The organism is Streptomyces sp. NPDC002467, assembly GCF_042889825.1.
In the GTDB taxonomy this organism is placed as follows: Bacteria; Actinomycetota; Actinomycetes; order Streptomycetales; family Streptomycetaceae; genus Streptomyces.
Window position 1 is genome coordinate 26,577 of sequence record NZ_JBIARJ010000029.1, and the last position, 18,847, is coordinate 45,423.

An 18,847-nucleotide genomic window follows, 5' to 3' on the forward strand; every position below is an offset into this window, starting at 1 on the left:
GAACTTCCCATCCCACCCCAGCCTCTCCGCCGGGTGACCGCCCGGACCAAGATCCGGACCAGTTCCGGACCGGCCCCCGCCGAGGAGACGCGCCAACTGCCGTTCCCCCTGGTCAGCATGGGTGCGGTTGCTCTACCACCATGAGACGAAGAACGTTTTGGTCAGCTATTCCCCCAAGGAGCTGGGCCTCTTCTAGAGCAGGAAGTCGGTTGCCTGGAGGGGGTGTCGCCAACCTCCAGGCGACACTCGTTCCATCACTCAAGGTGAACGGGTCTCAGCATTGAGCGTTCGCCATCGTGTTTCACGCGTCGCTTCCGGACCAGTCGCGGACCGAGAGCCGACCCTCTCCCGCTGCGGCTGATCAGCGGCGGCGGTCCGTAAGCCGACTGGGACGCCGAACGCGCCATCGAGCTGTTCCTGTCCCTCGTCAGCGGGATGGACGGGGAACGCTGCCGAGCCCTGCTGGAGGACCGCATGCCGGGGGTGCACGGTCTGCGCGGTCACCTCCGCCTGTTCCACGGCAGCGGGATCATCCGTGCTCCGACGACGGGGTGCCGACGGGGCGTCGTGAGAGTTCCGCCATCGGTCTCCCGGACATCCTCGCCGCTTCGCCCGTTTCGGACGCGGAGGCCGTTCGCGGCTTCGTCGGTCATCAGGGTGCCGACAGCCCGGACGTTACCGGGGATGGCGGCGGCAATCATGAGCCGGTCTGCTGCGGCCGGCTCGGTCTCGGGCGGGATCACCAACAGGTCGCAGCGGCCGACGGCGTAGGAGAGCAGGATCATCTTGTCGGAATCCTGTTCCGTGAACCAGCCCACGTGCACGATGTGTCCTGCGACGACGACCTTGTGCGGGAAGACGGGCCAGCAGGTGGGATTCACCGCGACGCGTGTAATGCGTCCGAAGCGCCCCTCCAGCGCCTCGACCAGCGACGGAAGCTCAGCCGCGAGATCGCGGGACCTGGGCCACCACGCGCCGTCCAACAGGCCGGCGAGGGCGGTCTTCGGTGTCAGGGTCAAACGTGCAGAGAACAGGGAAGCGGCGGTGGTCATGATCGCAGACTCGTTCCCGAACCGCCCTGCCGGGCGGCGCGATGCCTTGATCGCCGGAAACGACGTCCGCGTGGGCGCGGATGCACGAGTTACTCCCGGTAATCCCAGCCTACTCCGCGGCGGGGTCGGACGAGAGGTTTCGAGAGTCGGCTTGGACGCCGACGCCTGTGGGCCGAAGTGCCCACGCGCTCCGTCATCCGCGCCACTCGACCAGGACGAGGGTGGCGTCGTCCGAGGTGACTTCGCCGCGTGCACGCTTGAGCGTGAGGGAGAGGTCCCGGGCCACCGCGCGGACCTCCCGGTCCGTCTCCTCCAGTTGGTTCACCCAGTCGATCAGCTGCTCCTCGCCGAACTGCTCCTGCCCGCTCTCGTGTTCCTCGATCAGCCCGTCGGTGAAGCAGAGGATGCGATCCCCCGGTTCGAGCGCCACTTCACTGACCTGCGGCTGCGCTCCACCGAAGCCGACGGGCAGGGTCGTGGGACTATCCAAGCGGCCCACGACGCGGTGTCCGCGGACCAGCATGGGGGCAGGGTGGCCGGCATTGACCCACTGCAGGCGGCCCGTGTCCGTGTCGAGGCGCATCATCTGGGCGGTGACGAACCGCTCGGGCGCGAACTGCTCGGCCACCGCCCGGTCCATGAAGAGGTAGATCTCGGACAGTTCGATGCTGATCCGGCGGGCGTGCCGGTACGCGCCGATGGCCACCGTCGCCATCGTGGCCGCGTCCAGGCCGTGCCCCATGGCGTCGACCATGGCGAGGTGCAGGACGTCGCCGTTCAGGGCGTAGTCGAAGCTGTCCCCCGCAACGGCGTAGGCGGGCTCCAGGACTCCGGCGACCGCGACGCGCGGCATCACCATCGACAGCGGGGGCAGCAGGGACCACTGGATCTCCGCGGCCACGGTCATCGGTTCTCTGCGGCGGGTCCGGAAGAAGAGGTCCGTGTAGCCGTTCTTGGTCTGCAGCAGGTCGGCAACCAGGCCCGCGATCCTGCGCAGGAGGCGGCGGGCGTCGTCGTCGATCCCGTCCAGGGTGACCGCGAGGACCCCCACCTGGTCGCCGCCGTCCAGCAGGGGCAGGTGGACCCGTACGCCGTCGGGCGTCAGGACTTCGACGGGTCGTGACTCCAGGAAGCACCGCCCGGCTTCGGACCGGTCGATGGGCTGCGGTTCACCGGCGGCCGCGCCGCCGGTTGGCAGCGGGACCAGCTGTTGCTGTCCGTAGTCCTGGAGCAGGATCTGTGTTTCGCGGCCCCCCATCCGGGCCACCGTCTCGGCGACGAGCGGGCCGACCAGATGGGGCGGCAGCTCGTGCGCCCCGTCCAGAAGCAGCCCGAGCAGTTCCTCCCCGAAACTCTCCGAGCGATCCGGGTCCGCGCGGCCTCCGACGGTCATGCTGTTGCCTCCAACCGGGCGGCGGGCCGGCGTCCGGGCGGCACGGGCGGCGAGGCTTCCAGGATGCTCCCCGACAACCGGGCACGCCACACGGCTCGTGCCCCGCGGCCGTCCGGTGCCGCCGGCCTGAAGGCCGATGGGCGCGTCCCGCGCACATCGGCTGATGATGGGAGTACGGCCGAACACGCGGAGCTGATCATGACGGGTTGGCGTGTCAGGGACTACACCCAGGACGATCTCGAATCGGTGCTCCGAGTCGACGCCGAGAGCGGCACGGCCGAAGAGCCGCCGCTCTTTCCGCTCTCGGACGCCGTGGCGGCCCTCCAGGCCCTCCACCCGGCGGTGGTGGCCACCGCGGACGACGTGGTGGTCGGCGCCGCAGTGAGCAGGGTGGACGGTGACCGGGCGTGGATCCTGCGCATCAGCATGGCGCCCGCCTGGCGGCACCAGGGGCTGGGCAGCGACCTGATCACGGCCCTGGAGCACCGGCTGTTCGCCGGTGGCGTCCGAACCGTGCACGCCGTCCTGCCCGACGGCGAGACCGGCGCCACCGCCCTGCACAACTGCGGCTTCGACGCCCGTCCGGGCCTGGTCTTCTTCGAGAAGCGCGGGCGAGTGACCCCTCAGGCGGTCAGCATGCTCGCGTCGCTGGGAGCGGAGCTGCCGCCCGGGAACCTGTGGCAGAAGGTCGCCGGCATGCAGAAGGAGAAGGAGCTCATCGAGCGGCGCCTGGTCCTGCCGCTGGCCCATCCCGAAATGGCAGCCCAGCACGGAGTCGAGCTGCCGCGGGCGGTGATGCTGTTCGGGCCGCCCGGGACGGGGAAGAGCACGTTCGCGCACGCGATCGCCAGCCGTCTGGGATGGCCGTTCCTGGAGCTGTTCCCCGCCCGGCTGGCCGCCGAGTACGGGCTGGCCAGCGGGCTGAACCGGCGCTTCGACGAGATCGCCCGGCTCGACCACGTCCTGGTCTTCATCGACGAGGTCGAGGAGATCGCCGGGACCAGGAGCGGTGCGGACGCGACCGCGGTCGGCGTCGTGAACGAACTGCTCAAGGCGATCGTCCGGTTCCGGGGCCAGGACGGACGGCTGCTCGTCTGCGCCACGAACAACGTGACCACCCTCGACTCCGCGTTCCTGCGCCACGGCCGTTTCGACTACGTCCTGCCGATCGGTCCGCCCGACGACCGCGCGAGGACCGCGCTGTGGGAGAGCTACCTGGCCAGGGCGGAAGCGCAGGCCGACAGCACGGCGCTGGCGACCGCCAGCGAGGGGTTCACCCCCGCCGACATCGCCCATGTGGCGCGCACCGTCTCACAGATCCAGTTCGAGCACACCTTCGACACCGGGACCCGGGCCCACCCCACCACCGAGGACTACCTGCGCGCGATCGGCGAAACCAGGCCCACGGTCAGCGCGGCCATGGCCCAGGAGTTCGCCCAGCAGACAGAGGAGTTCGCCCGCATCTAGGTGTGCTGCCCGGATCAGGCCGGGCCCCTGGCCGTCCCTTCCTCCTCGGCCTCCACGTGCCGGATTCCCTCGTGGGTGAGGGTGACCATCGCCGGGGCGTTGCCGGGCTCCCAGTCGACGGTGATCAGCCCTCCCCCGCCAGGTAGGTGCTGGCGGCGGCCAGGTCTTGCGTTCACGCAGTGTGGCCATGACCGCGTCCTTTCGTGTGTGGGTGGGGTGGGCTCCGGGGCCGGTCGGGGCTTCTCAGATCTCGTCGGAGTGCGCGCAGGTGCCGGCGGGGGTCCTGCCGGCGGCCGACCACGAGGGGGCGGGGCCGGCTCCGACTAGGCGAGCACGTGGCGCGGCTTCATCGACGGAGCGATCCAGAGCGACCACCGATCCGCCCGCCACATCGACGACCACCTGACCGCAAGCGGGGCCGAGGCACGGAGCTGATACGTCAGGTTCACCACTGCGCTGAGCCAGGCCAGAGCCCTTAGCCACCCGGCCTGGCTCTGTCGGGGGCGTCGGCGTATCCAGACCAGCGACGCGGTTGGGGTGAGTACGTTGCCCTCATGGCCGACTTCTTGATCGTGATCACGACCGCGGAAAATCATGACGCCGCCTCCTGCGGAAGCCGCTCTCGGCACCGGGCGCCGCCCGTGATCGGCTGGCGGAACACCACTCCGAGGCCTACCGCGCTGGGACGGCCCGGTAAGAGCTGCTCCTGATCGGCACGGCCGCGCTCCTCGACTCCGACTTCCGATGCCGCCGGCCCGGGAAGTTCCGGCTCCCCTGGCAGGAGACCTTCGGGGGCACGCCGGCCAGTGGCCACTCCCAGAACGTCCCAAGCCACCCCAGCCTCTCCCCCGAGGACCGCCCCGACCAAGATCCGGACCATTTCCGGACCAGCCCCCGCCGACGGGCCACGCCACCTGCCCTTTTCGCAGGTCAACGTGAGTACGGCTGCTGTACCACCAGGAGACGAAGAATCTGCCGGCCTGTGCGCCCGAGGTGGCGCCCGACCATCTCGGCGGAGTTCGCCGCATCGCTTGACCCGCGGCGGCAGCGAGCCGACTTGACACCGAGGCCAACCGTCGGCCGACACCGCTGCACTGGTCGCGCCGGCACGCCGTAGGACACCGGCGCCTGAAGGTCGGCGACAGTGGAATGGGCGACGTTCTGTAATCGGTCCCGATGGGCTGATCGGCCCAGTGGCGGGCACCGCACAGCCGCTCTGTCAGTACCGAGCAGGCACGCCTTCGACCCGTGCTGGTTCCGTGCTGGATCCGACCGCCGAAATCTTGGGACACAGCAGGTCGTAGCCCTGATCTGCCGGGGGTTGCTGACGGTGTGGCGGGGGCGGCCATGAGCACCACTTCCGAACGGTGGGCGGGGACGATTCCGTGTCGCCACACCATAGGAACGCGCAGGTCAGGGGCATATGTGAGGGGCCGCCATATTTGGCGGTACCCACACGTGCGCAACCACCACACGCGAGTCGGCCAGGGCTCGACATGGGCACTGACAGCCCTGCCGCGTTGCCGGTGTCGCAGATGAGGAGGACGTCCGCGCGCAGCTCGTCGGCGTGCTCGGGGACGTAGGCCTCCAGGCCTCCGGTGCCCTGTTCCTCAGATCCCTCGGCGACCAGCTTCAGCCCTACGGGGACGTCGTCGCCCAGCGCTCGGAGCGCGGTGAGGTGCATGACGATGTTGCCCTTGCAGTCGGCGGCGCCGCGCCCGTACCAGCGTCCGTCGCGCTCGGTGAGCTCGAACGGCGGGGATTGCCAGGCCGATTCGTCCAGCGGGGGCTGCACGTCGTAGTGGCAGTAGAGCAGGACGGTGGGCGCGCCGGGCGGTGGGCGCGCCGGGCGGTGGCGGACGGTGGCCGAGGACGGCGAGGCTGCCGTCCGGGGTCGGCTCCAGGCGCACGTCGTGCAGTCCCGCTTCGGTGAACGCGGCCGCGACCTACTCGGCGGTGCGCCGGCAGTCCTCGGGCGGGTACTGGCGCGGGTCCGCGACGGAGGGCATGGCGACGAGCTCGGCAAGGTCCTGCTCGGCCCGGGGCATCAGGGCGGCCACTCGGGCCGCGAGTTCAGTCATGGACGGTGTCCGCGGTCTTGAGGTCCTCGATCTTCTGCTGGTAGGCGTCCTGCTTCTCCGGGCAGTAGACCTTGACGACTTCGAGGCCGGCACGCAGGATCCGGCCGTCGGCGATGACCGGGCGCATGCCGGGGCCGCCGGCGCCGTTGGCCATCTGGACGAGCCACAGGCCGCGCTTGAGGGCCGAATTGGGGTCCTCGCAGACCGGGCCGCCTTCGGTCCCCAGGGTGTCGGCGATGTTGCCGGCATCGCGGGGCCGGAAACCCTGGGCGACCAGGGCGTCGTTGAGCTGGTTCGCCTTCTCGTAGGCCTCGTTGGTGGCCTTCTGCTGCTTGTACGTGAACAGCCCGATGACCATCATGGCCACCAGCACCACGATCGAGCCGATGTAGACCCACCTGTGCTCGGACGCCATCCGGGTAGGGCTCATGCCGCGCCTCCCTCGACCTGGGCCGCGTCGGCCCCGGGCTGCCGCCAGCTGGGCTTGCGGGCCTTGAGGAAGGCCCACGGGATGACCACGCCGAGCAGCAGCAGGCCGCCGCCGACGATGCCCACGTAAGCCCAGACGCTGGCTCCGCCGAACTGCGAGGACGGGACGAAGCCGATCGCCATGGCCAGCGCCGAGGAGACGAAGCCCACCCAGCAGATGGTCTTGAGCATCGGGGCCCGGTAGCCGCGGGGGTGGTCGGGGAACTTCTTGCGCAGCTGCATCGCGGCCAGGAACATCAGCAGATACATGATCAGGTACACCTGTGTGGTGATGACCGAGAAGATCCAGTAGACGCTGGAGACGTCGGGGATCAGCGCGTACATCAGGGCGATGACGGTGGTGACGATGCCCTGGGTGACGAGGATGTTCTGCTGGACCCCCCTGCCGTTGAGCTTCTGCAGGAACGGCGGCAGGTAGCCCTCCTCGCGAGAGATCAGCAACAGGCCCTTGGAGGGGCCGGCCAGCCAGGTGAGCATGCCGCCGAGCGAGGCGGCGCACAGGCCGAACGCGATGATCGGGACCAGCCAGCCGATGTGGAAGTACTGGAGGAAGGCGTCGAAGGCCTGCATCACGCCGGCGGTCAGGCTGAGCTGGCTGGCGGGGATGACCCAGCTGATGGCCAGGGCCGGAAGGATGAAGATCAGCAGGACCATGCCCATGGACAGGAACATCGACTTCGGGAACTCCTTGGCCGGGTCCCGCAGCTTGTTCACGTGGACCGCGTTCATCTCCATGCCGGAGTAGCTGAGGAAGTTGTTCACGATCAGCACGAGGCTGGCGATGCCGGTCCACTCCGGGAGGAAGTGCGAGGCGGTCATCGGCGCGGCGGACGGGTTGCCCTGCCCGAGGAACACGACGCCGAGGACGACGAGCAGCGCGCCGGGGATCAGCGTGCCGATGATCAGGCCCCAGGAGGCCAGGCCCGCGACGGCGTTGGTGCCGCGCGAGGAGACCCAGACGCCGGTCCAGTACAGGACCACGATGACGATGGCCGTGTACACGCCGTTGCTGGCCAGACTCGGGTTGATCACGTAGGAGATCGTGCTGGCCACGTACGCGAGCAGGCTCGGGTAGTAGAAGATCGTCATCGCGAACTGGCACCAGACCGCGAGGAAGCCGAGTGGTTTCGACAGGCCCTGCGCGACCCAGTTGTAGACCCCGCCCTTCCACCCGGAGGCCAGTTCCGCCGACACCAGAGCGGTCGGCAGCAGGAACACGACGGCCGGGACCAGGTACAGGAAGACGCAGGCGAGGCCGTACACCGCCATGGTGGGCGAGGCCCGCAGGCTCGCGACGGAACTGGTCGTCATCAGGGCCAGCGTCAGCCACGTGATCTTCTGCGAGGCGACGGCAGTGCGAGCGGTACCGGCCGTCCCGGCTCTGCCCGATCCTTCGGCCCCGTTCGCCGGTACATCCGCCGTACTCATCCGGATACCTCCTCGACACACCTGTCAGCCCGTGTTTCATCCTCTGCGCGGGCAGACGCCTCGGCGTGTCCGGTTAGGCCTTCCGGGATGGGCAACCGTCCGAAAGCGGAGACCACTGCCCGGCAACCCCGCGCCAGTTCCGCAGCGGTACCCGTGGCCCGCCGCCGCGGCCTGGCCCATGGTGCAGGCCCGCGGCCGTGGTCGGGCTTCCGCTTCCGTGTTCCGGTCAGCCGCCGTGGGCGGTCGTGGAGCCGCCGGTCCGGCCACCGCGCCGTCCGTGCCAGCCGAAGTCCAGCCCGGCACTGATCACGAGGATGGCCAGCAGGGTGATGATCGAGGCGGGCTCGTGGATCAGGGTGGTGACGATGAAGGTGACCAGGACCCCGCCGGCTGCTGTGACCGCGAGCCCGAGGATCGCCGGGTTGGCACCGGTCTCCTTGCGCACGCGGAAGTGGGCGATGGTGATGAGTACGAAGATGAGCAGGGCAACGGCGCTGCCGATCGAGGCGATCGCTTCGAGTTTGAACGCGATGGCGAGCACGAGGCAGACGGCTGCTTCGAACAGCAGGCCCGCGGTCACGCGGCCGCCCACCTTTCGGGCCATGAGCGGCGGGAACAGACCGTTGTCGACGAGTCGCTCGGACAGGCCCGCGGCCGGGTACAGACCGGCGTTGGTCGCACCTGCGGTGGCGAACAGGGCGGTGACGCTCATGAGCCAGTATCCGGCCTGGCCGAGTGTGGGCTCGGCCGCCACCGCGAGGGCCGTGCCGCCGGAGGAGACCACCTCCTCGACGGTCAGGGTGCCGAACACGCCGAGGGCGATGGCGATGTAGATGACGGTGGCGATCCCGAGGGCGAGGTACATGGCCCTCGGCAGCTGCCGCTCCGGTTTGGCCAGGTCCTTGGCCGTGAAGGTGATGATGCCGAAGCCGAGGAACGCGAAGAAGGTCAGCGCGACGCTGGAGATGATCTCGCGCCACGCGGGGTAGCCGGAGAACGCGAGCAGGGAGGGGTCCATGTTGGCCAGGGTGACCACGGCGAAGACGGTCAGGATGCCGAGCACCACATAGACGATGACGGTCTGGGCACGGGCGACCAGCCGGGAACCGACGATGTTGACCGCCGTCATCACGATGATGATCAGGGCGGCGAACACCTTGCCCCAGACGGTGTCTCCGCCGGCGAACATCGCGGTGGCGTAGTTCCCGAAGGAGACGGCGACCATCGCGGTGACCACCGCGTTGGCCAGGTAGGTCAGCCAGGCGATGATGCCGGTGGCGTGACCCGGGCCGAAGCCCTCGGCCACGTACTCCAGCAGGCCGCCGGCGGACGGGTAGCGCGCGCCGAGTTTGGCGAAGGAATAGCCCTGCAGCACGGCGATCACACCGGCGATGAGGAAGCTGAGCCACACCGCCGCCCCGGCGACCTCGCCGGCCGCACCGAGCAGGGCGAAGATCCCCGCGCCGACCATCGCCCCGACACCGATGAACGCCGCCTGACGGACGCTGAGGTACCTGGTCTGCTGCCCTTGCTCGGGCCGTTCCGCATCGCTCATCACGCAGACGCCTTTCTGGTCCCGTCAGTCACGCCGACGCGTCGTGCGACCTGGCCGGGATTACGGGTGTACCCGGCGCCTGCGTGCTCGCCGGAGTCGGCGGCCGGCCCAGCCACGGCGCTCATGCGCCGAGGGTGGCGACGAGAACGGCCTTGATGGTGTGCAGGCGGTTCTCGGCCTGGTCGAAGACGATGGCGGCCGGGGATTCGAAGACCTCGTCGGTGACCTCGAGGCCGCTGTCCATGCCCGTCGCGGCGATGATCTCGGCGCCGACGACGGTCTGAGCGTTGTGGAACGCGGGCAGGCAGTGCATGAACCGCACGTCCGGGTTTCCGCTGGCCGCCAGCAGCTCCCGGTTGACCTGGTACGGGGCGAGCAGCTTGACGCGGTCGGCCCAGACCTCCTTGCTCTCCCCCATCGACACCCACACGTCGGTGTGCACGAAGTCGACGTCGGCGACCGCCTCGGCGGGGTCCGCGGTCACCGTGACGCGCGCTCCGGTGGCGCGTGCGATGTCCGCGGCCAACTCGACCACGTCGGCGGGCGGATGCAGGTCGGGCGGCCCGGCCAGGCGTACGTCGGCGCCCATGAGGGCGCCCATGACCAGCAGCGAGCGGCCCATGTTGAACCGGCAGTCCCCGACGTAGGCGTAGGCGAGCCGGTCGTACGGTTTGCCGCTGGCCTCGTGCATGGTCAGGAAGTCGGCGAGCATCTGGGTGGGGTGCCATTCGGCGGTCAGCCCGTTGTACACCGGTACGCCGGCGTGCCGGGCCAGTTCCTCGACCTGGTCCTGACGGTCGCCGCGGAACTCGATCGCGTCGTACATCCGCCCGAGGACCCGCGCGGTGTCCGCGACCGACTCCTTGTGGCCGAGTTGGGAGCCGCCCGGATCGAGGTAGGTGACGTCCCCGCCCTGGTCGTGCACGGCGACCTCGAAGGCGGAACGGGTGCGGGTGGAGGTCTTGGCGAAAACCAGCGCGATCTCCTTGCCGACCAACCGGGGTTGCTCGGTGCCGGTGTACTTGGCCCGTTTGAGGTCCCTGGAGAGGTCGAGCAGGAAGCGCAGCTCGGTCGGCGAGAAGTCGGCCTCTTTGAGGAAGCTGCGGCCGCGCAGGTTGAACATGGCGTGCTCCAGTGGCTTCGGGCGGGCGTCGGGACGAGCCGTGCGGCCGCGGTCAGGACAAGGGGTCGCGTTCGAGCGGGCAGGTCATGCAGTGCGAGCCGCCGCGGCCGCGGCCGAGCTCGAAGCCCTCGATCGTGATCACCTCTACGCCGGCCTTGCGCAGTGCGGTGTTGGTGCCGGTGTTGCGCTCATAGGCGATGACCACGCCGGGTTCGAGGGCCACCAGGTTGTTGCCGTCGTCCCACTGCTCCCGCTCGGTCCCGAACCGGTCGCCGGCCGTCGGCACGATCCGCATGGCCGGGACATCGAGGGCGTCGGCCATGGCCTCGGGCAGCGTCCCCGGGTACGGCTCGATGACCAGGTGCTCCGCCGAGTCACCGGGGCGCACGGACCAGATGCGGGCATGGTCGACCACGTCGGGGTAGAGCGTGACCATATCCCGGTCGCACATCGTGATCACCGTGTCGAGATGCATGTAGCTGCGCGACTTCGGGAGCAGCACGGCCAGCACCTGCCGGGCTGAGCCGGCCCGGAACAGCTGCCGGGCGATGATCTGCACGGCTTGCGGGGTGGTCCGCTCGCCCATGCCGATCATCACGGTGCCGTTGCCGATCGGCTGGACGTCGCCACCTTCGACGTGGCACTGGCCCCAGTCCTCGTCGGCGCCGCCGAGCCAGACCGGGAACTCCTCGGCGGTGAACATCGGGTGGAACCGGTAGACCGCCTCGACGATCAGGGACTCCGGGAGGCGGGCCGGCTTGGCCATCGGATTGATCGTGACCCCGTCGAAGATCCAGCACGACGGGTCGCGCTGGAACAGGAAGTTCGGCAACGGCGGGAGCAGCATGGAGGTCGGATCGCCCGCCTGCCACTCCAGGCCGATGTCCTGTTTGACGTCGGCGCGGGTGATGCCGCCGATCAGGAAGTCGGCGACCTCGGCCGGCTTCGCCTCCTCCAGCCAGGCCCGGGCCCGCTCCGCGCCGAGGATCCCGACCTGACGCTCGTTCAGCAGGTGTCCGGCGACCCAGTTCCGCGTCTCGGCGGAGGCGAGCGCCTCGACCAGCAGCGTCTCGACTTCGAACACCTCCACGCCGCGCTCGCGCATCTGCCCGCAGAACGCGTCGTGCTCCCGTTGAGCCTGGGCGACCCACAGCACGTCGTCGAAGAGCAGGTCGGCGGCGTTGGACGGGGTCAGCCGGGTGTGTTCGAGCCCGGGACGGTGCACCAGGACGCGGCGCAGCCGACCCACCTCGGAGTGGACACCGAGTGCCATGTCAGCCCTCCTCGTTCGTACGGGTGCCGTGACCGGTCCCGGCCGCGGCCGTGCTCACACCGCTCGCGCTGAGCGAGATACGGGTCCCGGCGCTTCCGCCAACCAGCGCCTCGATGTCGGCCAGCGCGCCGATGACCGCCTCCCGCCCGGTGGCCCGCGCGAAGTCACAGGCCGCGGCCACCTTCGGCAGCATCGAACCGGCCGCGAACTGTCCGCTGTACCGCGTCAGGAGCGCATCGGGGTGGGCGCGGGAGATCAGCCGCTGGTCCGCGGTGCCGAAGCCGAGGAACGCCCCGGCCGTGTCGGTCGCCATCACCAGCAGGTCCACTTCCAGGTCCTGGGCGAGCAGTGCGCTGGCCCGGTCCTTGTCCACGACCGCCTCGACACCGGTCAGCGCACCGTCCGCACCGCGCACCGTCGGCACCCCGCCGCCACCCGCGCACACCACCACGCAGCCGGTGGCGAGCAGCGCCCCGATCTGACCGGCTTCCAGCACGCGCCGAGGCTTCGGTGAGGGCACGACCCTGCGCAGCCGTCCACCGTCGCGTGCGAAGTGCCAGCCGCGTTCACGCTCCAGCGCTGCCGCCTCCGCGTCGGAGTACTGGGGCCCGATGGGCTTGCTCGGCGCGTCGAACGCCGGGTCGGACGGATCGACCTCGGTGATCGTCAGCACCACCGTCACCGGCCGCGTCGGCCCGAGCCGGTTGCGCAGCTCCAGCTCGATCAGGTAACCGATCATGCCCTGGGTCTCCGCGCCCAGTACGTCGAGCGGGTACGGCGGTACCGGCTCGTACGCGGCCCCCTCCAGCGCCAGAAGGCCGATCTGCGGGCCGTTTCCGTGCGAGACGATCAGGTCCCTGCCCTCGGCGATCTTCGCCAGCTGCGAGCAAGCCACCGCCACGTTCGCCCGCTGGTTCTCGCTCGTCATGGCCTCGCCGCGGCGCAGGAGCGCATTGCCGCCGAGAGCCACCGCCACACGACGCGACCGTGCCGCGCCCGGCGTGGGCGACGCGTCCGCAGCCGTCATGGTTCTCCCGTTGCTCCGCACACACCTGGCCGACTCGACGCAGGTGATCCAGGCCACGCCTGAAGCGTCGGTGTGTCACGGGGGCCGCGCAACAGCTCCTGGGCAGGGTGTGCGCCGCCCTGGTGAACCCGTGCGACATCCGGGTGAGCAGTTAGGCCGTCGGCCGGCCTCGACGTCCGTCGTCGTCAGCGGAGCCGGCGCAGGTACGGGTCGTACGGGCGGGCGGGGGCGAGTCGCATCCGGACGTCGACGATGTCGAGGCCGTCAGGGCGGGCGATGACCGGGTTGAGGTCTGCTTCGGCGAGCTGCGGCAGATCGCCCGCCAGCCGGGACAACCGCGCCAGCAGTTGACCCAGGGCTTCCTCATCGACCGGCTCGGACCCCCGATGCCCGAAGAGCAGGGGGGCGCTGCGGGGAGCGCCCAGCAGGTCGTGCACGTCCTGGTCGGTGAGCGGGGCGAGCCGGGCGGCGTGGTCGGCGAGCAGTTCGGTCGCCGTGCCACCGAGACCGAACATCACCAGCGGTCCGAAGACCTGGTCCTGTACCACGCCGGCGAAGAGCTCGACCCCGCGGCGTGCCATGGGATGCACCAGGACACCGGCGAGCTTCCCGCGGAAGCGGCCCAGGCAGTGGACCTCGGGACCGTCGAAGCGCCGCGAGACGCTCAGTCCCAAGTCCGCGAAGACATGGAGCGCGTCGCGGTTCTCCGACAGCGCGTCGGCCACGAACGCCGCGATGCCGTCACTCCCGGCCAGGGAGACGGCGTGCTCGAGGAGCACCGTGCCCACGCCCCTGTGGTGCCGGCGGTCCGCGACCGCCAGCGCCAGGTCCGCGTGATCGGTGCCCGGCAGCCGCTCGTACTCGACGAGCCCGACGGCCTCCCCTCCCGCCTCCGCGAGCAGGGCCCTGCGCCCCGGGGACTCGGGACGGCAGACCCTCTTGGCGGACTGCTCTGCCGAGTGCCGGTTTGCCGTGAAGAACCGCAAGCGCAGGTTCTCCGGCGAAATTCCGTCGTAGAACGCGGCCACCTCTGCCAGATCGTCCGCTCGGACCGGCCGGACGGATACGGTCGCCCCGTCGGCGAGAAGCACGTGGACCTCCCGCGGTGCCGCCACCGCCTGGGCCATGACCGGCCTCCTCTCGGAGCGTATGGCGCGGCCCGACGCACCGAACGGCGCCATGTTCGCGCGATGCGCGCCTCCTCTCATCGTGGACCCCCTGATCACTCCTGTCCTTCGCCCAGGCGGGCCTCAGCAGCGCCGGAACCGATCGACTCACCCCGCAGATCCGGTCTTGGGGCCACTCGGGCCCTCCGCCGTGGCCCACAGGGCCCTGCGCAGACATGCGCTCGGGTGCTGAGATGGGAAAAGGGTTCGACCCGGTCCGCACGTACCCCGGGCAGCGGCAGTATCCGTGACCGAACGCTGCGAAGGAGCTGGTCATGCCTGCATCGCGCTACATCGTCAGTGACGTCATGACGCACACCGCCGTCGCCATCGGCCGGGAGGCGTCCTACAAGGAGATCGTCGAACTCATGAACGAATGGAAGGTGAGTGCGCTCCCTGTCCTCGAGGGTGAGGGCCGCGTTGTCGGAGTCGTCTCGGAGGCCGACCTGCTGCCCAAGGAGGAGTTCCGCCGCGAGGAGCCCCACCTGCCGGAGCAGATGGACGAAGCCTCCAAAGCCGGCGCCGTCCTCGCCGAGGGCCTGATGTCGAGCCCGGCCGTCACCGTCCATCCGGGTGCCACCATCGCCGAGGCGGCCCGCATCATGGCCCGCAAGCGCGTCAAGCGCCTGCCCGTGGTGAACGACGTGGGGATGCTGGAAGGGGTCGTCAGTCGCAGCGACCTGCTGAAGGTGTTCCTACGACCGGACGAGGAGCTGGAGGAGGAGATCCGCCAGGCCGTTCTGAACGAGCTCGCGCCGGGCGTTTCCTTGCACTTCTCCGTGCTGGACGGTGTCGTCACCCTCCGGGGACCGCTCCATGACCGCGCTCTGATTCCCCTGCTTGCCCGCGCCATCCGCGCCGTCGAGGGGGTCGTCGACGTCCGCATGGAACTCGACGGCGCGGTCTCGGCCACCGCCTAGCCGGAGCAGACGCCGCTCGCCCTGGGATCGGCGTCTCCGCAGGCTTCTGATGCGAGGATGCGCACCACCTCTCTACTGAGAGAATTCAGGTGGAAGTGCGCATAAGGCAACTCGGATCAGGCGGCGAACATGTCCGACGTACCGGGTACCTCCCCCGAGGCACCGATCGAAGTCTTCCTCCTTGACGACCACGAGGTGGTCCGGCGAGGACTGCGCGACCTCCTCGACGCCGAGCCGGACATCACCGTCGTGGGCGAGGCGGGCACCGCGGAACAGGCGCTGGCGCGCGGGCCGGCGTTGCGTCCCGACGTCGCCGTGCTTGACGTCCGTCTCCCGGACAGTGACGGCATCACCGTCTGCCGGGAGCTTCGTTCTCGGATGCCGGACCTCGCCTGCCTGATGCTGACCTCGTTCGACGACGAGGACGCCTTGCTGGACGCGATCATGGCGGGTGCTGCCGGCTACGTTCTCAAGCAAATCAAGGGGTCCGACCTGGTCTCGGCCGTACGGATGGTCGCTACCGGCCAGTCCATGCTCGACCCGGCCACGACCGCCCGTCTGATGCACTCTTTGCGGGATCCGGAAGTAGCCAAAAGCCCCGAGAACGCCCGGCTGGCAACGCTCTCCGAGCGGGAACGGGCCGTCCTGGAACTGGTCGGAGACGGCCTCACCAACCGCCAGATCGCCAAACAGCTCTACCTGTCAGAGAAGACCGTCAAGAATCACATCTCCCGGCTTCTGGGCAAGCTGGGAGTCGAACGCCGCGTCCAGGCGGCCGTGATCGCCGCGCAGGTCCACGGCCAGGAGCACGAGGGCCAGCCCCCACCCCGGAGCAGTGCACGTCACAGTGAGTGACGCTTCGACTCCCACACCGGCTGCTGCGACATGGTCTGGGTGATCCGCCGCGGGCTGCTCCGTGCCCGCGACCGGATTCCACCCGGGGCGGGACGGCATCCGGGTGGACCGAGCGGTCCCCGCTCAGGACCGTTCGGCCCTCCCAAGACGCTCCGGGTCCGGAGATGGTGGTTCAGGACCCATCCGGATAGGTCGTGGTGGACGAGGAGCCCGTCATGACCTATTCGACCATCGCAAAACAGCGTCACCCGCACGACGTCCGTGGCCCGGTCGGCCCTACTCCCCACACACCGGTGAAGCCAGGCTGACAAGGGCGGGAATCCTGCGGCTGGAGGAATCATGAAGCACTTGCGCACCGTGGACGACGTCATGACGCACGCCGTCGTCTCGGTCGACACGGAGGCAGCGGTCCATGACATCGTCGAGGCCATGAGGCGGTGGGGCTTCAGCTCCCTGCCCGTGCTCTCGGCCGAGGGCCGGGTCGTCGGCGTGGTCTCCGAAGCCGACCTGCTGATCAAAGTAGAGGGAACCGACGTGTCGCACACCGTGACCGCCGGCCAGCTGATGACCGTTCCACCGGTGACCGTACCCAAGGACGCCACGATCGCCGGCGCCGCCCGCCTGATGGCGAAGGGGCACTTCAAACGGCTGCCGGTGGTCGACGACGACGGCCGACCCGTCGGGGTCGTCAGCCGCGGAGACCTGCTGAAGATCTACCTCCGGCCCGACGCCGACCTCGCAGAGGAACTGCGGGACGTGTTCACCGCACGGCTGATCCCCTCCGGGACGGCGATCGTGCACGTCCACGTCGACCACGGTGTCGTACGACTGGAGGGTGAGGTGGCCGACGCGGTCCTGGCGGAGGTACTCGTGCGCATCGCCCGTGCCGTACCCGGGGTCGTGGACGTCACGTCGCTGCTCCACTCCCCCGTGGCGGCCTGACGCCGTCGCACTGACGCGACAACGAGAAGGGAAACGTCCGTGAGGCACAGAGAAGTGGGCGAGTTGATGACCCGCGACGTCGTCACGGTTCCGGGACACGCCACGTTCAAGGACATCATCCGTACGCTCGACCAGCACAAGGTGTCCGCGGTGGCGGTCACCGACGCCGCAGGCCACCCGCTCGGGGTGATTTCCGAGGGCGATCTGCTGCCGAAGCCCGCCGATCAGGGGGACTGGTTCCGCTCACTGCCGCGTCCCGAACCGTGGGAGAGCGAGAAGGCCGCCGGTACGAAGGCGGAGGAGCTGATGTCGGCGCCGGCGATTTGCGCCCGGCCGGACTGGACGGTGGCGGAGGCGGCGCGGCTCATGGAGAGCCAGCGGGTCAAACGGCTGCTGGTCGTCGACGACGCCGACGTCCTCGTGGGCATCGTCACCCGCAGTGATCTGCTGCGGATCTTCCTGCGCGACGACGACGCCATCCGCCACGAGATCACCGCAGACGTCCTGGACCGGACGTTGCACCTGGATCCCGCCGCCGTCTCCGTCGACGTGGTGGACGGAAAGGTGACGCTGCACGGCGTGGTGCGCTTCCGGAGCCTCATCCCCGCAGTCGAGCGGCTGTGCCGGACCGTCGACGGCGTTGTCAGCGTCACGGAGCGGCTCGCGTGGGAGACGGACGACATCGGCACACGTCGCTGAGCCGACCGGGTCGGGCATGTGCGGTCCGGCCGGCTCATCGACGTGCACTCATCCGGATGGGCGAGCCGGCACCTCGTCCATTCCGCGGGTGATCGCAGGATCGAGCGGCCAGGGCACGAAGGGGACGGATCCCCCGGTGCGTACGGTTTCCACCGCGCACTGGTGCACCGAGCGGGCCGCTTCGACCGACGGACAGGGAACGGGACTGCCGACCAGCGTGCACCACTCGGACGCGCCCACGTACTGGACGGCAACGTGTGCCCGCTCGGCGTCCCAGGTGGTGCGGATCGTCAGTTCCCCGGTGAGGGATCCGGCTTCGGCGGTGAGCACCCCGCCGGGGCCGGTGAACACCCCTGGGGTGGTCCATGTTGTGGATGCCATGTCGGATCACCTCGGAACAGGCATGGATATCGGTTGTCTGCATGTCATGGTCCGCCGCGGGGGCAGCGCCCCACAGGGCCATCCGGTCCCATGACGGGGGTCCGCTCGGCCCTCGCCGACTCCGGCACCGCGGCCTACCGTCAGCCACATGGATCCAGTGGGAAGGAGCCGGACGATGAAGGTATCCGCATCCATGTCCGCGCCCGCCGTGTCCGTCAACAGCGCGACGACGATCGGGGAGGCAGCCCGCTGCATGGACGTCCACGGCGTCGGCTGCGTGGTCGTGACGGAGGGAGAGGCATTGCGCGGCATCGTCACCGACCGTGACATCGCAATGCGCGCCGTGGCCGGAGGGTTCGACCGTGATGATCCCGTGGGAGAAGTCATGACCACACCGGCTGTAACCGTCGACGCCGCCCAGGACATCCACGCGGCGTACAGGACGTTCCGCAACAGCGGCGTCCGGCGCCTCCCTGTCCTGGACGGGCAGCGAGTCGTGGGCATGCTGACCGTGGACGACCTGCTGATGGACGTCTTCCGCAGGGTGGCGGACCTGCTCGGCCCGGTCGCCTGGAGCGTCCTCGAGGAGCCCCCCGGCCCCCGGGACGAGATCGGCCCGCGCGCACGAACGGACGGAAAGAGCCCGCCCGCTTCTCGCGGATCCTGATCGTGCGGTGCACGGCCTTCAGCCGCTTCTCCGCATCCTCACAGGACTCCTTCCGTCACCTTCAGCACACCACGGCCCGGCGGTGCCCGCCGGGGCCGAACGGTCCCCTTCCGGCCCCGGACAGCCCTCGCGCTCGTCGGACGTGTCGGTCACGGCGGTAGAGAGCGCTCTTCTCTCACTGGAGGAGGCAGGAGCGACCGGCGGACATCGGACGGGGGCGCTTCGACGCGTTCCGCACGCTCCCCTCACCCCGGGGCACCCCGGGAGACCGGCTGCTGAGGGTCAGGACGCCGAGCGTGCAGCCCAGGGCGAGGAGGAGCTCACGGCGG

17 protein-coding genes and 1 pseudogene are annotated in these 18,847 nt (G+C 69.7%); 6 read left to right on the forward strand and 12 right to left on the reverse strand.

What is annotated here, in order from left to right:
- Positions 1-500: 500 nt before the first annotated feature.
- Together ACFYYJ_RS38015 and ACFYYJ_RS38020 are read right to left on the reverse strand one after the other, a co-directional pair.
- Positions 501-1,052 (reverse strand): DUF5994 family protein, encoded by a 552-nt coding sequence (locus ACFYYJ_RS38015; RefSeq protein WP_389139098.1) that lies wholly within the window; start codon positions 1,050-1,052, stop codon positions 501-503.
- 193 nt (positions 1,053-1,245) lie between these two features.
- On the reverse strand, positions 1,246-2,445 hold the full coding sequence (locus ACFYYJ_RS38020; RefSeq protein WP_389139100.1) for a PP2C family protein-serine/threonine phosphatase: 1,200 nt from the start codon (positions 2,443-2,445) through the stop codon (positions 1,246-1,248).
- A 198-nt stretch (positions 2,446-2,643) separates the two neighbouring features.
- On the opposite strand from ACFYYJ_RS38020, the gene ACFYYJ_RS38025 reads away from it, so the two are divergent.
- Complete coding sequence (locus ACFYYJ_RS38025) at positions 2,644-3,912, forward strand: ATP-binding protein (RefSeq protein WP_385358707.1); 1,269 nt, start codon at positions 2,644-2,646, stop codon at positions 3,910-3,912.
- A 14-nt stretch (positions 3,913-3,926) separates the two neighbouring features.
- Here ACFYYJ_RS38025 and ACFYYJ_RS38030 read toward each other — a convergent pair whose 3' ends face one another.
- The 9 genes and pseudogenes from ACFYYJ_RS38030 to ACFYYJ_RS38070 all read right to left on the reverse strand — a co-directional run bounded on the left by ACFYYJ_RS38030 (position 3,927) and on the right by ACFYYJ_RS38070 (position 14,096).
- Complete coding sequence (locus ACFYYJ_RS38030) at positions 3,927-4,088, reverse strand: hypothetical protein (protein ID WP_389139193.1); 162 nt, start codon at positions 4,086-4,088, stop codon at positions 3,927-3,929.
- Between the two features lie 1,343 nt (positions 4,089-5,431).
- Positions 5,432-5,993: pseudogene (locus tag ACFYYJ_RS38035) on the reverse strand (M20/M25/M40 family metallo-hydrolase); the annotation flags it as partial.
- Entirely contained in the window at positions 5,986-6,423 is a 438-nt protein-coding gene (locus ACFYYJ_RS38040) for a hypothetical protein (RefSeq protein WP_389139103.1), read from the reverse strand. The gene ACFYYJ_RS38040 and the pseudogene ACFYYJ_RS38035, both read right to left, overlap by 8 nt.
- Positions 6,420-7,910, reverse strand: a complete 1,491-nt coding sequence (locus tag ACFYYJ_RS38045) for an APC family permease (RefSeq protein ID WP_385124576.1) — start codon at positions 7,908-7,910, stop codon at positions 6,420-6,422. Before ACFYYJ_RS38045 ends, ACFYYJ_RS38040 begins: the two co-directional genes overlap by 4 nt.
- A gap of 226 nt (positions 7,911-8,136) precedes the next feature.
- The gene (locus tag ACFYYJ_RS38050; protein ID WP_389139105.1) at positions 8,137-9,465 is read right to left on the reverse strand and encodes an APC family permease; all 1,329 of its coding nucleotides are present in this window, start codon (positions 9,463-9,465) and stop codon (positions 8,137-8,139) included.
- 121 nt (positions 9,466-9,586) lie between these two features.
- Positions 9,587-10,588, reverse strand: a complete 1,002-nt coding sequence (argF, locus tag ACFYYJ_RS38055; RefSeq protein ID WP_385358698.1) for an ornithine carbamoyltransferase — start codon at positions 10,586-10,588, stop codon at positions 9,587-9,589.
- Positions 10,589-10,640: 52 nt separating this feature from the next.
- A complete protein-coding gene (locus ACFYYJ_RS38060; RefSeq protein WP_385124570.1) occupies positions 10,641-11,861 on the reverse strand; it encodes an arginine deiminase in 1,221 nt (406 codons plus the stop codon).
- A gap of 1 nt (position 11,862) precedes the next feature.
- Positions 11,863-12,888 (reverse strand): carbamate kinase, encoded by a 1,026-nt coding sequence (locus ACFYYJ_RS38065; protein ID WP_389139108.1) that lies wholly within the window; start codon positions 12,886-12,888, stop codon positions 11,863-11,865.
- Between the two features lie 185 nt (positions 12,889-13,073).
- The gene (locus ACFYYJ_RS38070) at positions 13,074-14,096 is read right to left on the reverse strand and encodes a GNAT family N-acetyltransferase (protein ID WP_389139111.1); all 1,023 of its coding nucleotides are present in this window, start codon (positions 14,094-14,096) and stop codon (positions 13,074-13,076) included.
- 233 nt (positions 14,097-14,329) lie between these two features.
- On the opposite strand from ACFYYJ_RS38070, the gene ACFYYJ_RS38075 reads away from it, so the two are divergent.
- The 4 genes from ACFYYJ_RS38075 (at position 14,330) to ACFYYJ_RS38090 (ending at position 17,470) form a co-directional block, all read left to right on the forward strand.
- Positions 14,330-14,974: a CBS domain-containing protein gene (locus ACFYYJ_RS38075; RefSeq protein WP_389139113.1), complete on the forward strand. Its 645-nt coding sequence runs from the start codon at positions 14,330-14,332 to the stop codon at positions 14,972-14,974.
- Between the two features lie 129 nt (positions 14,975-15,103).
- Complete coding sequence (locus tag ACFYYJ_RS38080; protein WP_385124566.1) at positions 15,104-15,829, forward strand: response regulator; 726 nt, start codon at positions 15,104-15,106, stop codon at positions 15,827-15,829.
- Between the two features lie 339 nt (positions 15,830-16,168).
- Positions 16,169-16,771, forward strand: coding sequence for a CBS domain-containing protein (locus ACFYYJ_RS38085; protein WP_389139116.1), 603 nt, complete (start codon positions 16,169-16,171; stop codon positions 16,769-16,771).
- Between the two features lie 39 nt (positions 16,772-16,810).
- Positions 16,811-17,470: a CBS domain-containing protein gene (locus ACFYYJ_RS38090; RefSeq protein WP_389139118.1), complete on the forward strand. Its 660-nt coding sequence runs from the start codon at positions 16,811-16,813 to the stop codon at positions 17,468-17,470.
- Positions 17,471-17,518: 48 nt separating this feature from the next.
- Here the strand turns inward: ACFYYJ_RS38090 and ACFYYJ_RS38095 are convergent, their stop codons facing one another.
- A complete protein-coding gene (locus tag ACFYYJ_RS38095) occupies positions 17,519-17,851 on the reverse strand; it encodes a hypothetical protein (RefSeq protein ID WP_389139120.1) in 333 nt (110 codons plus the stop codon).
- 175 nt (positions 17,852-18,026) lie between these two features.
- Here ACFYYJ_RS38095 and ACFYYJ_RS38100 point away from each other — a divergent pair, with 175 nt between their 5' ends.
- The gene (locus tag ACFYYJ_RS38100; RefSeq protein ID WP_389139122.1) at positions 18,027-18,518 is read left to right on the forward strand and encodes a CBS domain-containing protein; all 492 of its coding nucleotides are present in this window, start codon (positions 18,027-18,029) and stop codon (positions 18,516-18,518) included.
- The last annotated feature ends 329 nt before the right edge of the window (positions 18,519-18,847 follow it).

Excerpts from the sequence above, each read along its gene's own strand:
- ACFYYJ_RS38015 (WP_389139098.1), bottom strand. The coding sequence starts at position 1,052 with ATGACCACCGCCGCTTCCCTGTTCTCTGCACGTTTGACCCTGACACCG.
- ACFYYJ_RS38020 (WP_389139100.1), bottom strand. The coding sequence starts at position 2,445 with ATGACCGTCGGAGGCCGCGCGGACCCGGATCGCTCGGAGAGTTTCGGG.
- ACFYYJ_RS38025 (WP_385358707.1), top strand. The coding sequence starts at position 2,644 with ATGACGGGTTGGCGTGTCAGGGACTACACCCAGGACGATCTCGAATCG.
- ACFYYJ_RS38040 (WP_389139103.1), bottom strand. The coding sequence starts at position 6,423 with ATGAGCCCTACCCGGATGGCGTCCGAGCACAGGTGGGTCTACATCGGC.
- ACFYYJ_RS38045 (WP_385124576.1), bottom strand. The coding sequence starts at position 7,910 with ATGAGTACGGCGGATGTACCGGCGAACGGGGCCGAAGGATCGGGCAGA.
- ACFYYJ_RS38050 (WP_389139105.1), bottom strand. The coding sequence starts at position 9,465 with ATGAGCGATGCGGAACGGCCCGAGCAAGGGCAGCAGACCAGGTACCTC.
- argF (WP_385358698.1), bottom strand. The coding sequence starts at position 10,588 with ATGTTCAACCTGCGCGGCCGCAGCTTCCTCAAAGAGGCCGACTTCTCG.
- ACFYYJ_RS38060 (WP_385124570.1), bottom strand. The coding sequence starts at position 11,861 with ATGGCACTCGGTGTCCACTCCGAGGTGGGTCGGCTGCGCCGCGTCCTG.
- ACFYYJ_RS38065 (WP_389139108.1), bottom strand. The coding sequence starts at position 12,888 with ATGACGGCTGCGGACGCGTCGCCCACGCCGGGCGCGGCACGGTCGCGT.
- ACFYYJ_RS38070 (WP_389139111.1), bottom strand. The coding sequence starts at position 14,096 with ATGAGAGGAGGCGCGCATCGCGCGAACATGGCGCCGTTCGGTGCGTCG.
- ACFYYJ_RS38075 (WP_389139113.1), top strand. The coding sequence starts at position 14,330 with ATGCCTGCATCGCGCTACATCGTCAGTGACGTCATGACGCACACCGCC.
- ACFYYJ_RS38080 (WP_385124566.1), top strand. The coding sequence starts at position 15,104 with ATGTCCGACGTACCGGGTACCTCCCCCGAGGCACCGATCGAAGTCTTC.
- ACFYYJ_RS38085 (WP_389139116.1), top strand. The coding sequence starts at position 16,169 with ATGAAGCACTTGCGCACCGTGGACGACGTCATGACGCACGCCGTCGTC.
- ACFYYJ_RS38095 (WP_389139120.1), bottom strand. The coding sequence starts at position 17,851 with ATGGCATCCACAACATGGACCACCCCAGGGGTGTTCACCGGCCCCGGC.
- ACFYYJ_RS38100 (WP_389139122.1), top strand. The coding sequence starts at position 18,027 with ATGAAGGTATCCGCATCCATGTCCGCGCCCGCCGTGTCCGTCAACAGC.